The 17,301-nt window shown below is 62.5% G+C and carries 8 protein-coding genes; 6 read left to right on the plus strand and 2 right to left on the minus strand.

Annotated elements, in window-relative coordinates; genetic code table 11:
- Nucleotides 1–74: 74 nt before the first annotated feature.
- Together QWJ37_RS05630 and QWJ37_RS05635 are read left to right on the plus strand one after the other, a co-directional pair.
- Nucleotides 75–4,910 carry an NAD-glutamate dehydrogenase gene (locus QWJ37_RS05630; protein ID WP_290244612.1) on the plus strand — a complete coding sequence of 1,612 codons (4,836 nt, stop codon included), beginning with the start codon at nt 75–77 and terminating at the stop codon, nt 4,908–4,910.
- A 12-nt stretch (nt 4,911–4,922) separates the two neighbouring features.
- Nucleotides 4,923–6,404, plus strand: a complete 1,482-nt coding sequence (locus tag QWJ37_RS05635) for a PAS domain-containing sensor histidine kinase (protein ID WP_227903492.1) — start codon at nt 4,923–4,925, stop codon at nt 6,402–6,404.
- A 133-nt stretch (nt 6,405–6,537) separates the two neighbouring features.
- Here QWJ37_RS05635 and QWJ37_RS05640 read toward each other — a convergent pair whose 3' ends face one another.
- Nucleotides 6,538–6,786, minus strand: coding sequence for a WhiB family transcriptional regulator (locus tag QWJ37_RS05640; RefSeq protein WP_055239553.1), 249 nt, complete (start codon nt 6,784–6,786; stop codon nt 6,538–6,540).
- Between the two features lie 370 nt (nt 6,787–7,156).
- Between QWJ37_RS05640 and QWJ37_RS05645 the strand changes: the two genes are divergently transcribed.
- Complete coding sequence (locus tag QWJ37_RS05645; RefSeq protein WP_290244614.1) at nt 7,157–7,579, plus strand: hypothetical protein; 423 nt, start codon at nt 7,157–7,159, stop codon at nt 7,577–7,579.
- Here QWJ37_RS05645 and QWJ37_RS05650 read toward each other — a convergent pair.
- Nucleotides 7,576–11,646 (minus strand): FtsK/SpoIIIE domain-containing protein, encoded by a 4,071-nt coding sequence (locus QWJ37_RS05650; protein ID WP_290244616.1) that lies wholly within the window; start codon nt 11,644–11,646, stop codon nt 7,576–7,578. The genes QWJ37_RS05645 and QWJ37_RS05650 overlap by 4 nt on opposite strands.
- 101 nt (nt 11,647–11,747) lie before the next feature.
- Between QWJ37_RS05650 and QWJ37_RS05655 the strand changes: the two genes are divergently transcribed.
- From QWJ37_RS05655 to glf, 3 genes are all read left to right on the plus strand, one after another.
- Nucleotides 11,748–13,805 carry an acyltransferase family protein gene (locus QWJ37_RS05655; RefSeq protein WP_290244618.1) on the plus strand — a complete coding sequence of 686 codons (2,058 nt, stop codon included), beginning with the start codon at nt 11,748–11,750 and terminating at the stop codon, nt 13,803–13,805.
- Nucleotides 13,806–13,897: 92 nt separating this feature from the next.
- The gene (locus QWJ37_RS05660) at nt 13,898–15,934 is read left to right on the plus strand and encodes an acyltransferase family protein (RefSeq protein ID WP_290244620.1); all 2,037 of its coding nucleotides are present in this window, start codon (nt 13,898–13,900) and stop codon (nt 15,932–15,934) included.
- A gap of 120 nt (nt 15,935–16,054) precedes the next feature.
- Entirely contained in the window at nt 16,055–17,242 is a 1,188-nt protein-coding gene (glf, locus tag QWJ37_RS05665; RefSeq protein WP_290244622.1) for a UDP-galactopyranose mutase, read from the plus strand.
- The last annotated feature ends 59 nt before the right edge of the window (nt 17,243–17,301 follow it).

Raw genomic sequence — 17,301 nt, forward strand, 5'->3', positions numbered from 1 at the left:
GCATTCGGGGCTAGGCTCATTAGAGCAAGCTGCAACGGAGCAGCAGGACGTAAGTACTATCGGAGGCGTATTACATGTCGTCAGGATCCAGCATCGCGGATCTTTTAAGTTCGGACACTTCCCTCGACGAGTTCATAGGGGATTACTACGAGCATCTGGCGCGTGAAGATGCGCAGGCGTATCCGCCGTCGGTGCTGCGGGAGCGGGCCCGGAAGCATATGGAACTCGCGCTCACCCGCGCCGAAGGTACTGCGGCAGTGGACGTTGTGGACCTGGGGGACACCAGTGTGGTGCTCATCGTCACCGATGACATGCCGTTCCTCGTGGACTCGGTCACCGCCGAAGTGGTCCGGCGCAACGCCGCCATCCGACTGGTCGTCCACCCCATTTTCCTTGCCACGCGCGACCCGCGGAACGGTGAACTCCAGCGCGTGCAGCGGGTCCCGGCCGCTGCGGGTGTCTCCAGCGGCGACACCGCCGCTCTCCCGAACCTCGCGGACCTGCTCGGCACCGACGGCGGCACCACCCGCGTTGAGTCCTGGATCGCCGTCGAGGTCGCCCGCATCACGGACCAGGACAAGCGCACGGAACTCATCAACGGGCTGACCAAGGTCCTTGGCGACGTCCGGGTTGCGGTCTCCGACTGGCCCGCCATGCGCTCCAAGGTGCACGAGATTGCCCGTTCCCTGGACACCGTCCCCGGCGCCCGGGACATTCCCGACCTGCAGCAGGCGCGGGAGCTGCTGACCTGGCTGGACAACGGCAACTTCACCTTCCTGGGCTACCGGGAATACGACCTCATCACCGAAGACGGAGAAGACGCGCTCCGCCCCACTGAGGACAGCGGACTGGGGCTGCTGCGGCTGCATTCGGCCTCCCGCAAGGTCCAGCGGCTTACCGGCGCCGGGCGTGCCAAGGCCCGGGAGAAGCGTGCACTGGTGATCACCAAGGCCAACTCCCGCTCCAGCGTGCACCGTCCCGCGTACCTGGACTACCTGGGCGTGAAGCGTTTCGACGAACAGGGCAACGTCAACGGCGAACGCCGGTTTATCGGGCTTTTCGCTACCGGCGCCTACACGGGCTCGGTCCGCAGCATCCCGATCGTCCGTGACAAGGTCCGCGAAGTGATGCGGTCCTGCGGCTTCCCCGCGGATTCCCACTCGGGCAAGGACCTGCTCTCCATCCTGGAGACCTACCCCCGCGACGAACTCTTCCAGATTGAGCCTGCAGCCCTGCTGGAGACCTCCCTGGCCATCCTGCGTCTTCAGGAACGCCGCCGCACCCGGCTCTTCCTGCGCCCGGATATCTACGGACGGTTTATGTCCGCCCTGGTCTTCCTGCCCAGGGACCGGTACACCACACCGGTCCGGCTGCGCATCCAGGACGAACTGCGCTCGACCTTCAACGCCGAATCCATCGACTTTGAAGCACGGATGACTGAATCCGCACTGGCCCGGCTCTTCTTCCGGATCCGGCTGCCCCGCGGCCAGGAAATCACCGAAGTGGATACCCCGGCCCTGGAGGCCCGGCTGGTGACGGCCACGCGGTCCTGGACCGAAGGCATTGAAGAGGTGGTCCGGACCAAGTTCGCCCGCCAGGACGCCGAAAAGCTGTCCGCGCTGTGGGCGGACGCCTTCCCGGCCGCGTACCGGGTGGCCTACGAAGTCGAGGACGCACTCGAGGACATTGCCCGTTTCGAAGCCCGGATTGCCCGGCCCGAAACCGCGCCGGAGCTGTTCGTCTACGTCCCGGAAGCCGGCGAGGGGGAAGGCCAGGCCGACGCACGGCTCAAGCTCTATCTCACGGAGCCGAAGTCGCTGACCCAGATCCTTCCGTTCCTGCACAACCTTGGGCTGGAAGTCCTGGACGAGCGGCCCTTCGAAATCCGTCGCGGTGACGGCGCGAACTTCTATCTGTACGATCTCGGGCTGGTGTACCCGGCGGGCGTTGATCCGGTGAAGACCGGGCCGCTGCTCGCGGAGGCCTTCCGTGCCGGAATGTCCGGGACCGCCGAGTCCGACGCATTCGACCGGCTGATCCTCCAGCAGGGCATCCAGTGGCGGCAGGTCGTAATCCTGCGGGCCTACGCCAAGTACATGCGGCAGGTCGGCACGGCCAACTCCTACGGTTTCGTGGCAGGCACCCTCCTGGCCAACCCCGACGTCGCGCATGCCCTGCTGGCACTCTTCGACGGCCGGTTTAACCCGGACCTGGAGGCTCGCGAATCCGCCGTCGAACAGGCCGGTGCCGCGCTGGAGCGCGGGCTCGAGCAGGTCCCCACGCTCGACGCCGACCGTGTCCTGCGGACCTTCGCCACCCTGATCAATGCCACCCTGCGCACCAACTACTACCAGGACAAGCCGTACATCAGTTTCAAACTGAACACCGGTGCGATCGACGGTGCACCGTTCCCGCGCCCCAAGTACGAAATCTGGGTCTATTCGCCACGGGTTGAAGGCGTACACCTGCGCTTCGGGGAAGTGGCCCGCGGCGGGCTGCGCTGGTCCGACCGGCGGGAGGACTTCCGCACTGAAATCCTGGGCCTGGTCAAGGCACAGACAGTGAAGAACGCGGTGATTGTTCCCTCCGGCGCCAAGGGCGGTTTCTACGCCAAGAAACTGCCCGACCCCTCAGTGGACCGCGGCGCCTGGATGGAGGAAGGCAAGAACAGCTACCGCACGTTCATCCGCGGGCTCCTGGACCTCACCGACAACCTCGTGGTGACCGAATCCGGCGAGGAAGTAGTTCCGCCGGAGCGTGTGGTCCGCCACGACGGCAACGACAGCTACCTCGTGGTGGCCGCTGACAAGGGAACCGCTTCCTTCTCCGACATCGCCAACTCGATTTCGGCCGAATACGGTTTCTGGCTCGGCGACGCCTTCGCCTCCGGCGGATCCGTAGGCTACGACCACAAGGCCATGGGTATTACGGCCCGGGGCGCCTGGGAATCGGTCAAACGGCACTTCAGCGAGCTCGGCATCGACACCCAGAGCCAGGACTTCACGGTCGTGGGCGTGGGTGACATGAGCGGTGACGTGTTCGGCAACGGCATGCTGCTCTCCAAGCACATCAAGCTGGTGGCGGCCTTTGACCACCGCCACATTTTCCTTGACCCGAACCCTGACGCAGCCGCATCCCACGCCGAACGGCAGCGGCTCTTCGAGCTTCCCCGCTCCTCCTGGGCGGACTATGACTCGGCACTGATCAGTGCCGGCGGCGGAATCTTCCCGCGCCAGTCCAAGAGCATCCCACTCTCGCCGGAAGTACGCGCCGTTCTCGGCCTGTCCGACTCGGTAAAGAAGATGAGCCCGCCTGAACTGCTGAAGGCCATCCTCACGGCACCCGTGGATCTGCTCTACAACGGCGGCATCGGCACCTACGTGAAGGCCTCCACGGAGACCTCCGCCGACGTCGGAGACAAGGCGAACGATCCCATCCGCGTGGACGGACGCGACCTGCGGGTCAAGGTGGTGGGCGAAGGCGGAAACCTGGGCATGACCCAGCGCGGCCGCATCGAAGCCGCCCGTGCCGGCGTCATCCTGAACACGGATGCCATCGACAACTCCGCCGGCGTGGACTGCTCGGACCACGAAGTAAACATCAAGATCTTCGTGGACCGGATGGTTGCCGCAGGCCGGCTGGACCCGGCCGAACGGGCCGAATTCCTGCACTCCATGACGGATGAAGTGGGCAAGCTGGTCCTGCAGGACAACATTGACCAGAACATGCTGCTGCTCAATGACCGCCAGCGCGTAGTGGACTGGAGCCCGAGCTTCGAGCGGCTGATGGTCTGGCTGGAAGAACACGCGGATCTGGACCGCCAGCTGGAGGCACTGCCCGGAAACGACGAGCTGCACGCCCGGATCGCTGCGGGCGAAGGCCTGACCTCCCCGGAACTCGCAGTGCTTGCCGCCTACGCCAAGATCGAGCTTACGAAGGCCCTGACGGCGTCGAACCTCGCCGACGACCCCTACTTCGAGGGCACCCTGCGGCGGTACTTCCCGAAGCAGATCGTTGAGCGTTTTGGCGACCAGCTGGATACCCATCCGCTGCGCCGGGAAATCATCTCCACGGTCGTGGCCAATGACATGATCAACATTGGCGGCATCACCTTCGCCTTCCGGATCATCGAGGAAACCTCGGCCAGCGAGGCGGAGATCGCCCGGGCGTTCATTGCCATCCGGGAAATCTACGGGATCGACAAGGTCCTGGCGGACCTGGGCGGGCTGCCGGCGGACTTCCCCACCAGCACCTGGTCCATGATGCATCTGGACCTGCGCCGGCTGCTTGACCGGGCGCTGCGCTGGTTCGTCAACCATGTTGGCCGGGGAACCTCGATTGCCGAAGACATCGAGGCGTTCAAGCCGGTTGTCCAGCCGCTGCTGGCCGGCCTCACCCGGTACCTGCGCGGCTCGGATGCCGAACGGGTCGGAGCGCTGCAGGAGAAGGCCCGCGAACTGGATATCCCGAAGGAACTGGGCAGCTACTGGGCCGAGCAGTTCGAATCCTTTGGCCTCCTCGATGTGGCCCTGGTCAGCCGGGCGTTCGACGAGCCGGCCGAATCCGTTGCCGCCGTGTACTACGCGGTCTATGACCGCTACGGCATCGACGATCTGCTGGACCGGATCACGAACCTGCCCCGCGCTGACCGGTGGCAGGCACTGGCCCGGGCAGCCCTGCGCGATGACCTGTACTCGACCGTGGCGGACATGACGACCGCCGTCCTGGAGTCCACACCGGATCTGGCCGGAGAAGATCCGGTCAAGCGGCTGGATACCTGGGAACAGGAAAACGCGGATCACCTGGGCCGGGCCACGAAGATGTTCAAGGAAGTCAACGGCCTGGAGCAGGACGACATGGCCTCGCTCTCGGTAGCACTGCGCCTGCTGCGCTCCATTGTTCGACGCTAGCCCGGAGTAAACGTGGCAATTTTTACCGACCCGATCAAGGACCATGCGGACTTCGGTCCCGGTGACGCCGAGTGGCTGCACCTCCTGGTGGGGGACTGGCAGCTGGTCGCGGACCTCGCGTTTGCGGATCTGGCCCTGTGGTTCCCTGTGCCGGAGGGCGGGTATGTGGCTCTGGCCCATGCCCGTCCATCCACCTCGCATACGGTCTTCCACAGCGACTTTGTGGGGGAGCGCATCCGCGCTGACCTGCTGCCGCTTGTGGACGCCGCCTGGCGGAGCCAGCAGATCGAGCGGTCCAGCGAAACGAGCTGGACCGCCGAGACGGCCATGCGGGTGGAGGCCATCCCCTTTGTCCGCAACGGCAGGACCCTCGCCGTAGTGACTTCGCATATGGACCTGTCCAGCTCCCGGATGCCTTCGCGCCTGGAGCTGACCTACCGGCAGTGTGCCTATGACCTGCTGCGGATGGGTACCCTGGGGCTGTGGCCGGACTTCGCGACGCCGACAGGCTCGCGCCGGGGCGCTCCCCGCGTGGGGGACGGCCTGATCCGTCTGGATGCCGAAGGGGTGGTGCAGTACGCCAGCCCCAACGGTGTTTCCGCGTTCCGCCGGCTGGGGGATATGGAAACGCTCGAGGGCCGGTCCCTGGCGGAAATCACGACGGCGCTGCTGAAGGACCGCCGGATGGTGGATGAAACGCTGCCCTTGGTGGTCACCGGAAGGATGCCGTGGCGCACCGAGATTGAATCGCGAGGTGTCAGCCTGTCGCTGCGGGCCATTCCGCTGCGTGACGAGAAGGAGCGCTTTGGCGCCCTGGTACTTTGCCGTGACGTGTCCGAGCTGCGCCGCCGGGAAATGGAGCTGGTCTCCAAGGATGCGACCATCCGCGAAATCCATCATCGGGTGAAGAACAACCTGCAGACCGTGTCTGCGTTGCTGCGGATGCAGTCCCGGCGGATGGAGAGTGAGGAGGGAAAACAGGGCCTCGCACAGGCCATGCGACGAGTCTCCACCATTGCCCTGGTGCATGAAACCCTGTCACAGGGGCTGACGCAGAATGTGGACTTCGACGAGCTGATCGGCCGGCAGTTCCGCCTCTCGGCCGAAGTGGCTTCACCTACGCAGGAGGTCAGGACCCGGCGAGAGGGCTCGTTCGGGGAGCTGCCCAGCGATTTGGCCACCCCGCTTGCCCTGGTGATCAATGAACTGGTGACCAACGCCGTCGAGCATGGCCTGGCAGGGCGCCGCGGCACGGTGGGTCTGGCTGCACGGCGGCACGGACCGGCCGGCCGGGAGGAACGGCTCACTGTCACGGTGTCCGACGACGGCGTGGGGCTGCCTCCCGAGCCACGCCGGGAGGGCCTGGGCCTGCAGATTGTCCGGACATTGGTCCAGAGCGAACTGGACGGGACCATTGAGTGGTCTGCAGCCGAGGGCGGCGGCACCGAAGTGACAATCGAAATGGGACTGGACACCGAATACCGGCGTACTTAGAAACGGCGTAGCTGGAAACGGCGTAGCTGGAAAACGGCGTCTGCGCCGGAAAGGTGCAGGTACGGCAAAGGGCCGCTGCCCATGGCAGCGGCCCTTTGCGCCGGCGTGGCCGGCTTGCAGGGGTGGTTCCCCGTTATGAGGCGCGTCGTGCGCGGGCAGCGCGGCGCTTCAGTGCGCGGCGCTCGTCCTCACTCATGCCGCCCCACACACCGGCGTCCTGGCCGGTTTCGATGGCCCACTGGAGGCAGGTATCGATGACCGGGCAGCGCCGGCAGACGCTCTTGGCTTCTTCAATCTGAAGAAGAGCCGGGCCGGTGTTGCCTACGGGAAAGAAAAGCTCCGGATCTTTATCCAGGCAAGCTGCGCGGCTCCGCCAATCCATGTTGATCACTATCTCCTCTGAAAAGTTGACTCCTACGTGTTTGTGAAAACATTCACGAGCAACTACAAACTAAAGGGGCCGGTTTCGGCCCCTGATTTCCCTGTATCTAGCGTGGCACGTCAGCCGAACGCAAACAAGGGGTAACAACCGGAAAATATGGCCTCAGGGCTGAGGGATGCATCACAGGTCTTGTGTGCCATCCCAGTCATTTATCAGGCGGGAGCCGTCCCGGGACGCGCCGGTGCAGTACGTTTTTCGGCATTGTCCGCGTGTGCCTGACAATGCGTCCGAACGTCCACCGGTCCCGATGACTCCGCTGCGGCCGCCCCCGGCATGGCCGCAATCAGACTATGTCCGGTAGTGTGCCAATGTGTCAAGACCTAAGAATGCACCACAGGCAAAGCGGCCCCGGGCAGTACTCGTCATAGCTGGCGTCCTGGTACTTGAGGCGCTGTGCCTCCTCGCCTTCGCCGGGTGGTACGGATACCAGCTGGCCGTCTCTACCCCGCTCTCACTCGGTGGAGCCGTTTTTACCCTCGTCTTCGCTGTGGCGCTGGCAGTCTGGCTGCTCGCTGTCGGCCACTTCTTCTTCCGCGGCTATCGATGGACCCGCTCCGCCGCCATGGTGTGGCAGCTCTTTGTTGTGATCATCGCCGTGCCGACACTGCAGGCCGGCCTGGTGCTGGCGGGCCTGGGTCTGCTCCTGCCCGCAGCCGCGGTGCTGCTGCTGCTGTTTACCAAACCGGTTCTGGAACATACCAAGCGGCTGACCGATGGCTCTAAGACATACTAGGGCGCGGGTTTAGGTGCGGGAGAGAACGCCACCTGGACTTCGGCCGACATAGAGCCATCGATGAGCTGGCAGCGTCCCGGCGGCCAGCGTCCGCCTTCAGCCCTAACGCCCAGCAAATCCGCGTCGGACACCGTCGGACGTAAGAGCGCGCCGAGTGGACGACCACGGACCGCCGCAGCCACCGGCAGTCTCAGCGTCAGATGATGCCCGGAGGCGGCGCTGATCACCATACGCGCACCAAGGGCGTGGAGTTCAGTGAGTCGTTGTTGCACGGGCGGAGGTAACGTATCAGCATCATCGACGAGCAGAAGCAGATGCTTCGGATCGATGTTCCGGAGGTCTACGTCCGGTATGTCCTTTACCCATCTACATTCCAGCAAATCTTTCATAGAGCGGGCTACCTGACGGAGGAAACTCGTACGTCCGCCTCCCTGTCCACCCAAGACGAGAAACACGCAACCGGGCGGAAGATGCGCGAAAGCCGTTTGCAGTTCGTCTCCGCATAGCCCCACCGGTGCGAAGTCCGCCTCCTTGGCGGGCACGAGCATGTCGGGTGTTACCAACGTGGGCAGGGACCTTACGGAATGCGGTTGGACGGAATCAGCTGGCAGCGGCTTCATCTCGTCCGGTTGCAGCTGATGTTGGCCGGCCAGGATTTGCCCGCATGATCCGGCTTTTGTTCCGATCCGGCCTATGGCCAATAGCCGGCCGGACACCTGATCCATCGGCGGAAGACGCGGCCAGGTCAGCAGTGTTTCCTCGCGGGCACCTGTCGGAAAGAACAGACGGTTGGGGATCAAAGGGAAGAAGCGAGAGCTTAGGAGTTCACGGTCGCCAGAAACGACCAAAGTGATGCCGCCGCTTTCTCCATCCCGCACCAGATCGGCAAGCTCCTCTTCGGAAGCGAAGTTCCGATACTGCCTGAACGACCTGCACCAACGGCCCCAGCCGGCTACCAAAAGCGTGATGGGCTGGCTGGGTGCACGATATTCGGGCATGTGCAGGTTCTGGTCGGCGGAGAGACGTGCCACCAGATCCTCGGCGAGATAGTTCAACACGCGGGCCGCCCGTTTGATGTCATTCGGTCCGACATAGGCTCCCGTTTGGGCAGCAGCAGCGGTCCATCCTAGACGCCCCGTCGCATCCAGCACATAGAGGTGGCGGCCGGGCAGCGCCAGCAAGTGCTCTGCAGCCAAGAGGTCTAAGGATTCGGCACTGCCGGAGTCGCTGGACCCAAGAATAGCTATATGTGAATCCGTTGCCGGGTCCCAGACCAATGGTTGGAGGCATTGTTGCTCCGGTAGATCGACCAGTCCCAGCATCAGACCGTGGGCTCCTGTGGAGCAATAGAACGGTGGCACTCTGTCCAACACATGGGGGAGGGCCTGCTGCACGGGCCGGAATGGTGCAGGGAAGCCGCCGGTGTCCGAGGCGTTGCGAACCTGGGCACATATGCGATCCAATTCGGTTCTGCTATTCACCGCCCTCCCGGCAGCGGTTGTGGGACTCGATGTTAGGTGCTCACCCAATGCCTGTACGGAACCGCCTCGCGGAGCCTCGGCGAGGGTAGTCGACAGGCTCTGGAACAACATGGGTGGGTTGCTGCCTTTGCGTATGTAGGCCCGTCCGGGGAGTCCGGGCGGGATGTCTGCAGCCCCGTCGCTGCCGAGGACATCGCGCGACTCCGCTGCAGATTGAACCCTTAAAGCAATGACCGTGGTGATGTTTGCGCGTATATCGGCAGTGACAGCTCCCTGGGGGCGCTGAGTCGCAAGGACCAAATGGATGCCTAGGGAACGGCCAATCGCGGCGATCCTCAGCAATTCGGGAATCGCCGTAGCAACGGAATCGGCAAGCATCCTGAATTCATCGATGACGATTACCAGCCTGGGCATGGGTGCTTCCACTGCAGGCCTTGCCGAATTGTATGCGGCGAGATTATCTGAACCTGTCGCCGCAAACTGGGTTTCGCGTCGTCGGACTTCCGCACGCAGTGAGATAAGCGCACGGGACACATTCTCGGGCGAAAGGTCCGTAAGCAGGCCGACGCAATGCGGCAGCTTCGCCAGCGGACCTAGCCCTGATCCACCTTTGAAATCAATGAGGAGAATACTCAAAGCCTTGGGCGAGTAGGCAAGGGCCAGCCCGGCAAGGAACGCACGAAGAAATTCAGATTTACCCGAGCCGGTGGTTCCTGCGACCAGGAAATGCGGGCCGTCTGAATCGAGGTCCAGGGTCAGTGGCCCGGTTGCCGACAGGCCCACGACAGCCGGACCGCCGTTTGCTGCTTCGTGTTGCCACGCCCGCAGAACTGACGCCGGGTCCGGTTTGTGGATTTCCCCGAAAGCCACAGCCGTAGGCAGCGCGGAAGGCACCTCAGGTACTGCGGCAGGGGTCTGCGCGGCCTCACAGCCCAGCGCACGGGCGAGCCTTTGAAAGGTATTCCACCCCACAAGATCGGGTTGAAACGCCAGTGAGTCATGAACTGTGTGAAGCGTTGCCCTGCCCGCTACTACGCGGACGTGCGTCGGTGCCTGTGCATCGCCGAAACGCAGAAGCGTGATCCGCCTTCTGGGTGCGGCGGGGAGTGCCCTAAGTACTATATCTGCAGAAGCTGCCCAATCACCCAAGAGGCAAAGCACCAAGACTTGGGGGTCTTCCCCCGGCAGTACCGGTAGACCGGAAATCAGCAATGCGAGTTCCGATTCCACCCTTCGATGGTCAGCGGAGGCTTCGGGCAGTGGAATCAGCACGGTCCCAGGCAGGAAACGTGCATTGATCTCGAGATCCCTTGGTGACCCGGCACAGACGACCACTAACCGTGCACCGCACAAGACGGCTGCGGCCGCTTGAACCAATACCGTGCGAATAAGGGACGCGGCATCACCGCCGGTAAAAGAAATGTCCTCTTCGTGCCCAAGCATAAGCACAACGGGGGCTGCGCTAATTACCGGCGGTGAGAAACCAGTCCGGGCCGGTATCGGTTGAATACGGGCCGGCTGATCTGCGGCTCCGATACGGATCGGATAGCAACCGTGTTCGGGGGAAGGAAGGGAACGAGGGATCACCGTTCCTGTCGCCTCAAAGGCCACGCGTCCCGGGTCGGGCGCTTCGGCATGGCGCCGTGCGGCATCCGTAGCAGCGGCGCTGGTGACCGCAGCGTCCTCGGCACGGCGGCGCCGTTGCGAGGCAGCCAAGGATAACAACCCCATAACCGCGGAGAGTGAGCTGAAGGCAAGGAACATCCACATGCCGGTCACAGCGGCAAGGATAATACCAAGCACGAGAGGAAGGAGCGCGCCAGCGAGAAGGAAAAACACGCCGCCCTGTCCCGACGCGGGTAACGGGACCCCCACCGGTTCAGCGAACACTTCGGCATCCCACTCGCACTGCCGTGGGCGGACTGACCCTGCTTCCCGGGGTGCCGCTACCGCAAGACGGCAGGTACTGGCCCCCACCCGAAGTACCGAGTTTGTGTCAATAGACGCCGACCGGATGCGCTTGCCATCCAACCAGGTACCGTTTTCCGACCTGAGATCGTGTATCACTACCGTTTCCGTGCCAACGTCCAGGCGTGCGTGGCATCTGGAAAGGGCAGGATCAGATATTTGGAGGCGTTGTCCCTCCACGCCTTCGTCTCCACCCGACCGTCCGATCGTGTAAGACCCGCGCGTCAACGGGACCATCAACCCAGAGTCAGGACCGGCGCAGACCACTAAGTGCAACGGCAGATACGTCACACTGGCCACCGACGGACCGCTGCGAACCGTCGATGGCCCCAGAACGATGACGGCCCCATTACTGAAGGGCGGTTGGCCCGGAGTGAGATTTTCCAAGGGGATACCTGCCACCGAATAGTGGGCAAAACCGTATTTTTCTGAAAGATCGCGGTGCACGGCGCCGCCTGTCGGGGAGGATGTCGCGTTGATGACGATTTCAAGTTCCACCTGTGCACCGCCGTCCGTTGGGATCGTGTAACCAGGAAATGCAGCGAGGGTGACATGGAGCAGCATCGGTCCTCCACTAGAAGCGGCAATAACAACTGAAGTGATGGTATGGGTGGACATGTGCCCGAATCGGGGGGGATCCGCCGTCTGTGAATACGCGGCACGGCCTGAGACATGTGCAGGGGGAGTGGCCCTGGGCAGTAAAGTGGCTCTGAATATAGATGGCTGAGGAAAGGCGCTCGTTGGTTAAGCAGGATGTTGTTGGTGGACCAGCTGCAGGGCAGCGGGAGGCTGTAAGCGGGGGGTCGGCCTACCGTCCGGAAATCCAGGGGCTGCGGGCACTGGCTGTGCTGATGGTGGTGACCTACCACATCTGGTTCGGTCGTGTTTCCGGTGGCGTGGATGTGTTCCTGCTCATCTCCGCGTTTTTGTTGTCCCTGTCGTTCATCCGCAAGGTGGAGCGTGGGCGGCCCTTGGCATTGGCGGCCTACTGGATCCATGTCTTTAAACGCCTGCTGCCTGCGGTGGTGGTGGTGCTGTTGGGCACACTGGCAGCGACGTATCTGTTTGTTCCGCAGTCCCGATGGATGGAGATACTGCAGCAGGCATGGTCTTCGCTGCTGTATTTCCAGAACTGGGTGTTGGCTGCCAACTCGGTGGACTATTACGCTGCGGACCACGGCCTGGCCAGTCCATTGCAGCACTTCTGGTCGCTCTCCATCCAGGGACAGGTATTCATCCTCTGGCCGTTGCTATTCGCTCTTGCCGCGGTAATCAGCCAGCGGGCGCGCCTGCGGTTCCGACCAATGGTTGCGCTGGTCTTCGGCGCGGTGTTTCTCGCCTCTTTCATTTTCTCGATCGTGGAAACCTACGGGAACCAAGCCCATGCTTACTTCGATACCCGTACCCGCTTGTGGGAATTCGCACTCGGGACCCTGCTAGCGGTTGTTATCAGTTATGTCCGGCTGCCAAGGGTCCTGAGGGTTGTCGCGGGGTGGGCCGGGCTGGCGCTGATGCTTAGTGTTGGGTTTGTGCTCGATGTCCAGGGCCAGTTCCCCGGATATGTGGCGCTGATGCCGCTTGGTGCGGCGATGCTTGTGATCGTGGCGGGTCAGACTGGCAGCAGGATCGGGGCGGACCGGTTCCTGAGCCTGAAGCCGCTGATGAAGCTGGGCGAGATGTCGTACGCCCTTTACTTATGGCATTGGCCGGTTTTGGTGGTTTATCTCTCCTGGCGCGGGCGCCAGGAGGTTGGTGCAGTGGGTGGGACGGCGATTATCCTGCTTTCGCTGGTTCTTGCGTATCTCACGACACGGTTCGTGGAGAAGCCGCTGCGGGCTGCGAAAGGACTTGAAAGCAGGAAGCGGGCGGCGGTTGCCATTGCGGTTTGTGTGGTGTTGGTGGGTGTTCCGCTGGGCGGCTGGCAGTACTCACTCAAACTGGAGGACGAGAAGCTCGAGGCTGAAGCAGTCGCCAATTACCCCGGTGCCCGGGTTCTTCAGCCAGGGTATGACGGCACGCCCACCGGGGTGCCGGTTCGGCCCGCCTCATCGGCGGATCCTGAAAGCTGGGGTGAACTTCAGTTGCCGTGCAGCGAAGTCCCCGATGGCCCTTCGGACCCCCTCCTCACAGGTGTCTGCTTCAGCACTGAGAACGTGGAAGCGCCCGAGCGGACCATACTCGTAATCGGGAGCTCCCACGCCCAACAGTGGCTCGAGGCCATAGAACCGATGGCGGAATCAAGGAACTATCGGGTTCTGGCACTCTTGAGGGGTGGATGCTCCTACACGGGTACCATCGCCACCCGTTCGGATAGCTGTAACCAGTTCAACGAGGCCGCTACGGAGTATGCGCTGGACCTGAACCCGGACGCCGTGGTTGCCGTCGCAACTTCCGCAACGCCGGAGGATGCGTCAGATCCCTTGGTGGAGGCCTTCCCAGACGTGGCGGAAAAGCTGACGACTGCAGGAATCCAAGTAGTCGGCATACGGGACAACCCCCGGTTCGCGTTCAATATGCAGGTGTGTGCCGAAAGCAATGGGCCCGACGCCTGTGTCACGCCGCTCTCACACAAACTGACCCCCGTCTTTCCCCGGACGGAAACTGCCGGGGGCATGGTTCTCCTCGATTTCTCGGACTTGATCTGTCCGGAGGAAACCTGCAGGCCGATTGTCGGAAATACCTATGTGTATCTCGACGACAACCACCTGACCACAAGCTATGCGGCTTCGATGGCCCCGGAATTCGAAAGAAGATTCCACGACGCCGTTGGTTGGTAACCCGACGAGCAGGCCGCGGGCACCGAGATGGGCAGGGGTGCGGGTCGCTGGCAGTAAAGTAGAACACGGGCAAAGTTGAGGAAAGGCGCTCGTTGGTTAAGCAGGATGTTGTTGGTGGACCAGCTGCAGGGCAGCGGGAGGCTGTAAGCGGGGGGTCGGCCTACCGTCCGGAAATCCAGGGGCTGCGGGCACTGGCTGTGCTGATGGTGGTGACCTACCACATCTGGTTCGGTCGTGTTTCCGGTGGCGTGGATGTGTTCCTGCTCATCTCCGCGTTTTTGTTGTCCCTGTCGTTCATCCGCAAGGTGGAGCGTGGGCGGCCCTTGGCATTGGCGGCCTACTGGATCCATGTCTTTAAACGCCTGCTGCCTGCGGTGGTGGTGGTGCTGTTGGGCACACTGGCAGCGACGTATCTGTTTGTTCCGCAGTCCCGATGGATGGAGATACTGCAGCAGGCATGGTCTTCGCTGCTGTATTTCCAGAACTGGGTGTTGGCTGCCAACTCGGTGGACTATTACGCTGCGGACCACGGCCTGGCCAGTCCATTGCAGCACTTCTGGTCGCTCTCCATCCAGGGACAGGTATTCATCCTCTGGCCGTTGCTATTCGCTCTTGCCGCGGTAATCAGCCAGCGGGCGCGCCTGCGGTTCCGACCAATGGTTGCGCTGGTCTTCGGCGCGGTGTTTCTCGCCTCTTTCATTTTCTCGATCGTGGAAACCTACGGGAACCAAGCCCATGCTTACTTCGATACCCGTACCCGCTTGTGGGAATTCGCACTCGGGACCCTGCTAGCGGTTGTTATCAGTTATGTCCGGCTGCCAAGGGTCCTGAGGGTTGTCGCGGGGTGGGCCGGGCTGGCGCTGATGCTTAGTGTTGGGTTTGTGCTCGATGTCCAGGGCCAGTTCCCCGGATATGTGGCGCTGATGCCGCTTGGTGCGGCGATGCTTGTGATCGTGGCGGGTCAGACTGGCAGCAGGATCGGGGCGGACCGGTTCCTGAGCCTGAAGCCGCTGATGAAGCTGGGCGAGATGTCGTACGCCCTTTACTTATGGCATTGGCCGGTTTTGGTGGTTTATCTCTCCTGGCGCGGGCGCCAGGAGGTTGGTGCAGTGGGTGGGACGGCGATTATCCTGCTTTCGCTGGTTCTTGCGTATCTCACGACACGGTTCGTGGAGAAGCCACTGCGGGCTGCGAAAGGACTTGAAAGCAGGAAGCGGGCGGCGGTTGCCATTGCGGTTTGTGTGGTGTTGGTGGGTGTTCCGCTGGGCGGCTGGCAGTACTCACTCAAACTGGAGGCTGACCAGCTTGCGGCAAATGCGGATCGGAACAACCCCGGAGCAGCGGTGCTGCTTCCGGGCTACGTGGATGCTTCGGACCCCTCGAGCCCCCTGCAGCCGACCATGGCGGATGTTGCTGCGGATTCGCCGGTCTTCTCTGATGGCTGTGACAACGACCCGGCTGAGTACGTCAGCATCTGCCGGCACGAAGGCCAAAATAGCGGGGCGGAACCGGCGGCGGTTGTTGCGGTGATCGGAAGCTCCCATGCGCTTATGTGGACAACGCCACTGCTTGAGCTCGCAGATGAACGGGGATGGGAAATCATTTCCTACACACGCGGATACTGTCCCGTGACGGCGGACGCGTTCATCGATGAACGTTGTCTGGACTTCAATGAGCGGTCCATTGAGGAGATCATCGACCTGCAGCCGGATCTTGTCTTGACGACCAGCTCCCAAACGCATTTTGGCGGAGGAGAGACATTGGATCAGACATGGCCGGATCAGGTCAGCCGGTTCACGGCCCGGGGCATCCCCGTGGTCGGAATTAGGGATACCCCTCGGATGCCGGAAAACGTTCCGGCCTGTTTGGAACGCAACGCGGACAATTACGAGGCGTGCGGCATCGAGGCAAAAGATACCTTAGCTTCATCCAATCCCCTGCAGGGACTGGACCTCCCGAATGTCCACCTTCTCGACTTCAACGACTTGCTGTGCCCTAACGGCTTCTGCAGTCCGGTCATCGGCAATGTAATCGTCTACCGGGACAATGACCACCTTACGTCGACGTTCCTCCGAACGACGGTTCCATGGTTCGGCGAGCGGCTCGACGAAGTAGTTGAAATGTGGTGACAAGCTTGGGCAGCCACCGGGTGTCGCCGGAGCTAAAGTGCCTTCAACGGTTTTGTCAGATAACCTTGACCGTCGGGTGCGTGCCCGTCCAGGGCGTACCGGAAACAAACAGGAGTAGATGTGAACGTTGACCTCGTCGTTGTCGGGTCGGGCTTTTTCGGCCTGACCGTAGCCGAGCGCGCTGCAAAGGAACTGGGCCTGAAGGTCGCAGTCCTGGACCGTCGCCACCACATTGGCGGCAACGCCTACAGCGAGAACGAAGCGCAGACCGGAATCGAAGTGCACCGCTACGGCGCACACCTGTTCCACACCTCCAACGAGCGCGTGTGGGAGTACGTCAACCGGTTTACCGAGTTCACGAACTACGTTCACAAGGTCTACACCAGCCACAAGGGCGAGGTGTACTCCATGCCCATCAACCTGGGCACCATCAACCAGTTCTTCCGCGCCTCCATGGGCCCTGCGGAGGCGAAGGCGCTCATCCAGGAGCAGGCCGGCGAGCTTGCGGGCACGGATCCGGCGAACCTGAATGACAAGGGCATCCAGCTGATCGGCCGCCCGCTGTACGAGGCCTTCATCAAGTACTACACGGGCAAGCAGTGGCAGACCGATCCAAAGGACCTGCCGGCTGAAATCATCAGCCGCCTGCCCGTGCGCTACAACTACGACAACCGGTACTTCAACGACAAGTACGAGGGCCTGCCCGTGGACGGCTACACGGCGTGGATCGAGCGCATGGCCGACCACCCGAACATCCAGGTGCACCTGAAGACCGATTTCTTCGACGAGGGCCACGAGTTCTCCCGCAACAACACCCTCGGCCAGGTCCCCGTGATCTACACCGGCCCCGTGGATCGCTACTTCGATTACGCCGAAGGCGACCTGTCCTGGCGGACCATCGACCTGGAAGAGGAAGTCCTGCCCATCGAGGACTTCCAGGGCACCTCGGTGATGAACTACCCGGATGAGGACGTCCCCTACACCCGGATCCATGAGTTCCGCCACTTCCACCCGGAGCGGGACTACACCAAGGACGCCACGGTGATCATGCGCGAGTACTCGCGCTTCGCCGAGAAGGGCGACGAGCCGTACTACCCCGTCAACACTGCCGAAGACCGCGCCAAGCTCCTGGCCTACCGCGACCTGGCCAAGGGTGAAAAGTCCGTGCTCTTCGGTGGACGGCTGGGCACTTACAAGTACCTCGACATGCATATGGCGATCGGATCGGCGTTGTCGATGTACGACAATAAGATCAAGCCCCACTTCACCGGGGGCGCAAAGCTGGAAAGCGGAGGAGTGGACGCGTGAGCAACGCAATAGTGGAACGGCAGCCGGACGAGGAACACAAAGCGGAGTCCTGGTCCACG

The organism is Arthrobacter sp. YD2, from assembly GCF_030410475.1.
In the GTDB taxonomy this organism is placed as follows: domain Bacteria; phylum Actinomycetota; class Actinomycetes; order Actinomycetales; family Micrococcaceae; genus Arthrobacter_B; species Arthrobacter_B zhangbolii.

Excerpts from the sequence above, each read along its gene's own strand:
- QWJ37_RS05655 (WP_290244618.1), top strand. The coding sequence starts at position 11,748 with ATGGCTGAGGAAAGGCGCTCGTTGGTTAAGCAGGATGTTGTTGGTGGA.
- QWJ37_RS05650 (WP_290244616.1), bottom strand. The coding sequence starts at position 11,646 with ATGTCCACCCATACCATCACTTCAGTTGTTATTGCCGCTTCTAGTGGA.
- QWJ37_RS05640 (WP_055239553.1), bottom strand. The coding sequence starts at position 6,786 with ATGGATTGGCGGAGCCGCGCAGCTTGCCTGGATAAAGATCCGGAGCTT.
- QWJ37_RS05630 (WP_290244612.1), top strand. The coding sequence starts at position 75 with ATGTCGTCAGGATCCAGCATCGCGGATCTTTTAAGTTCGGACACTTCC.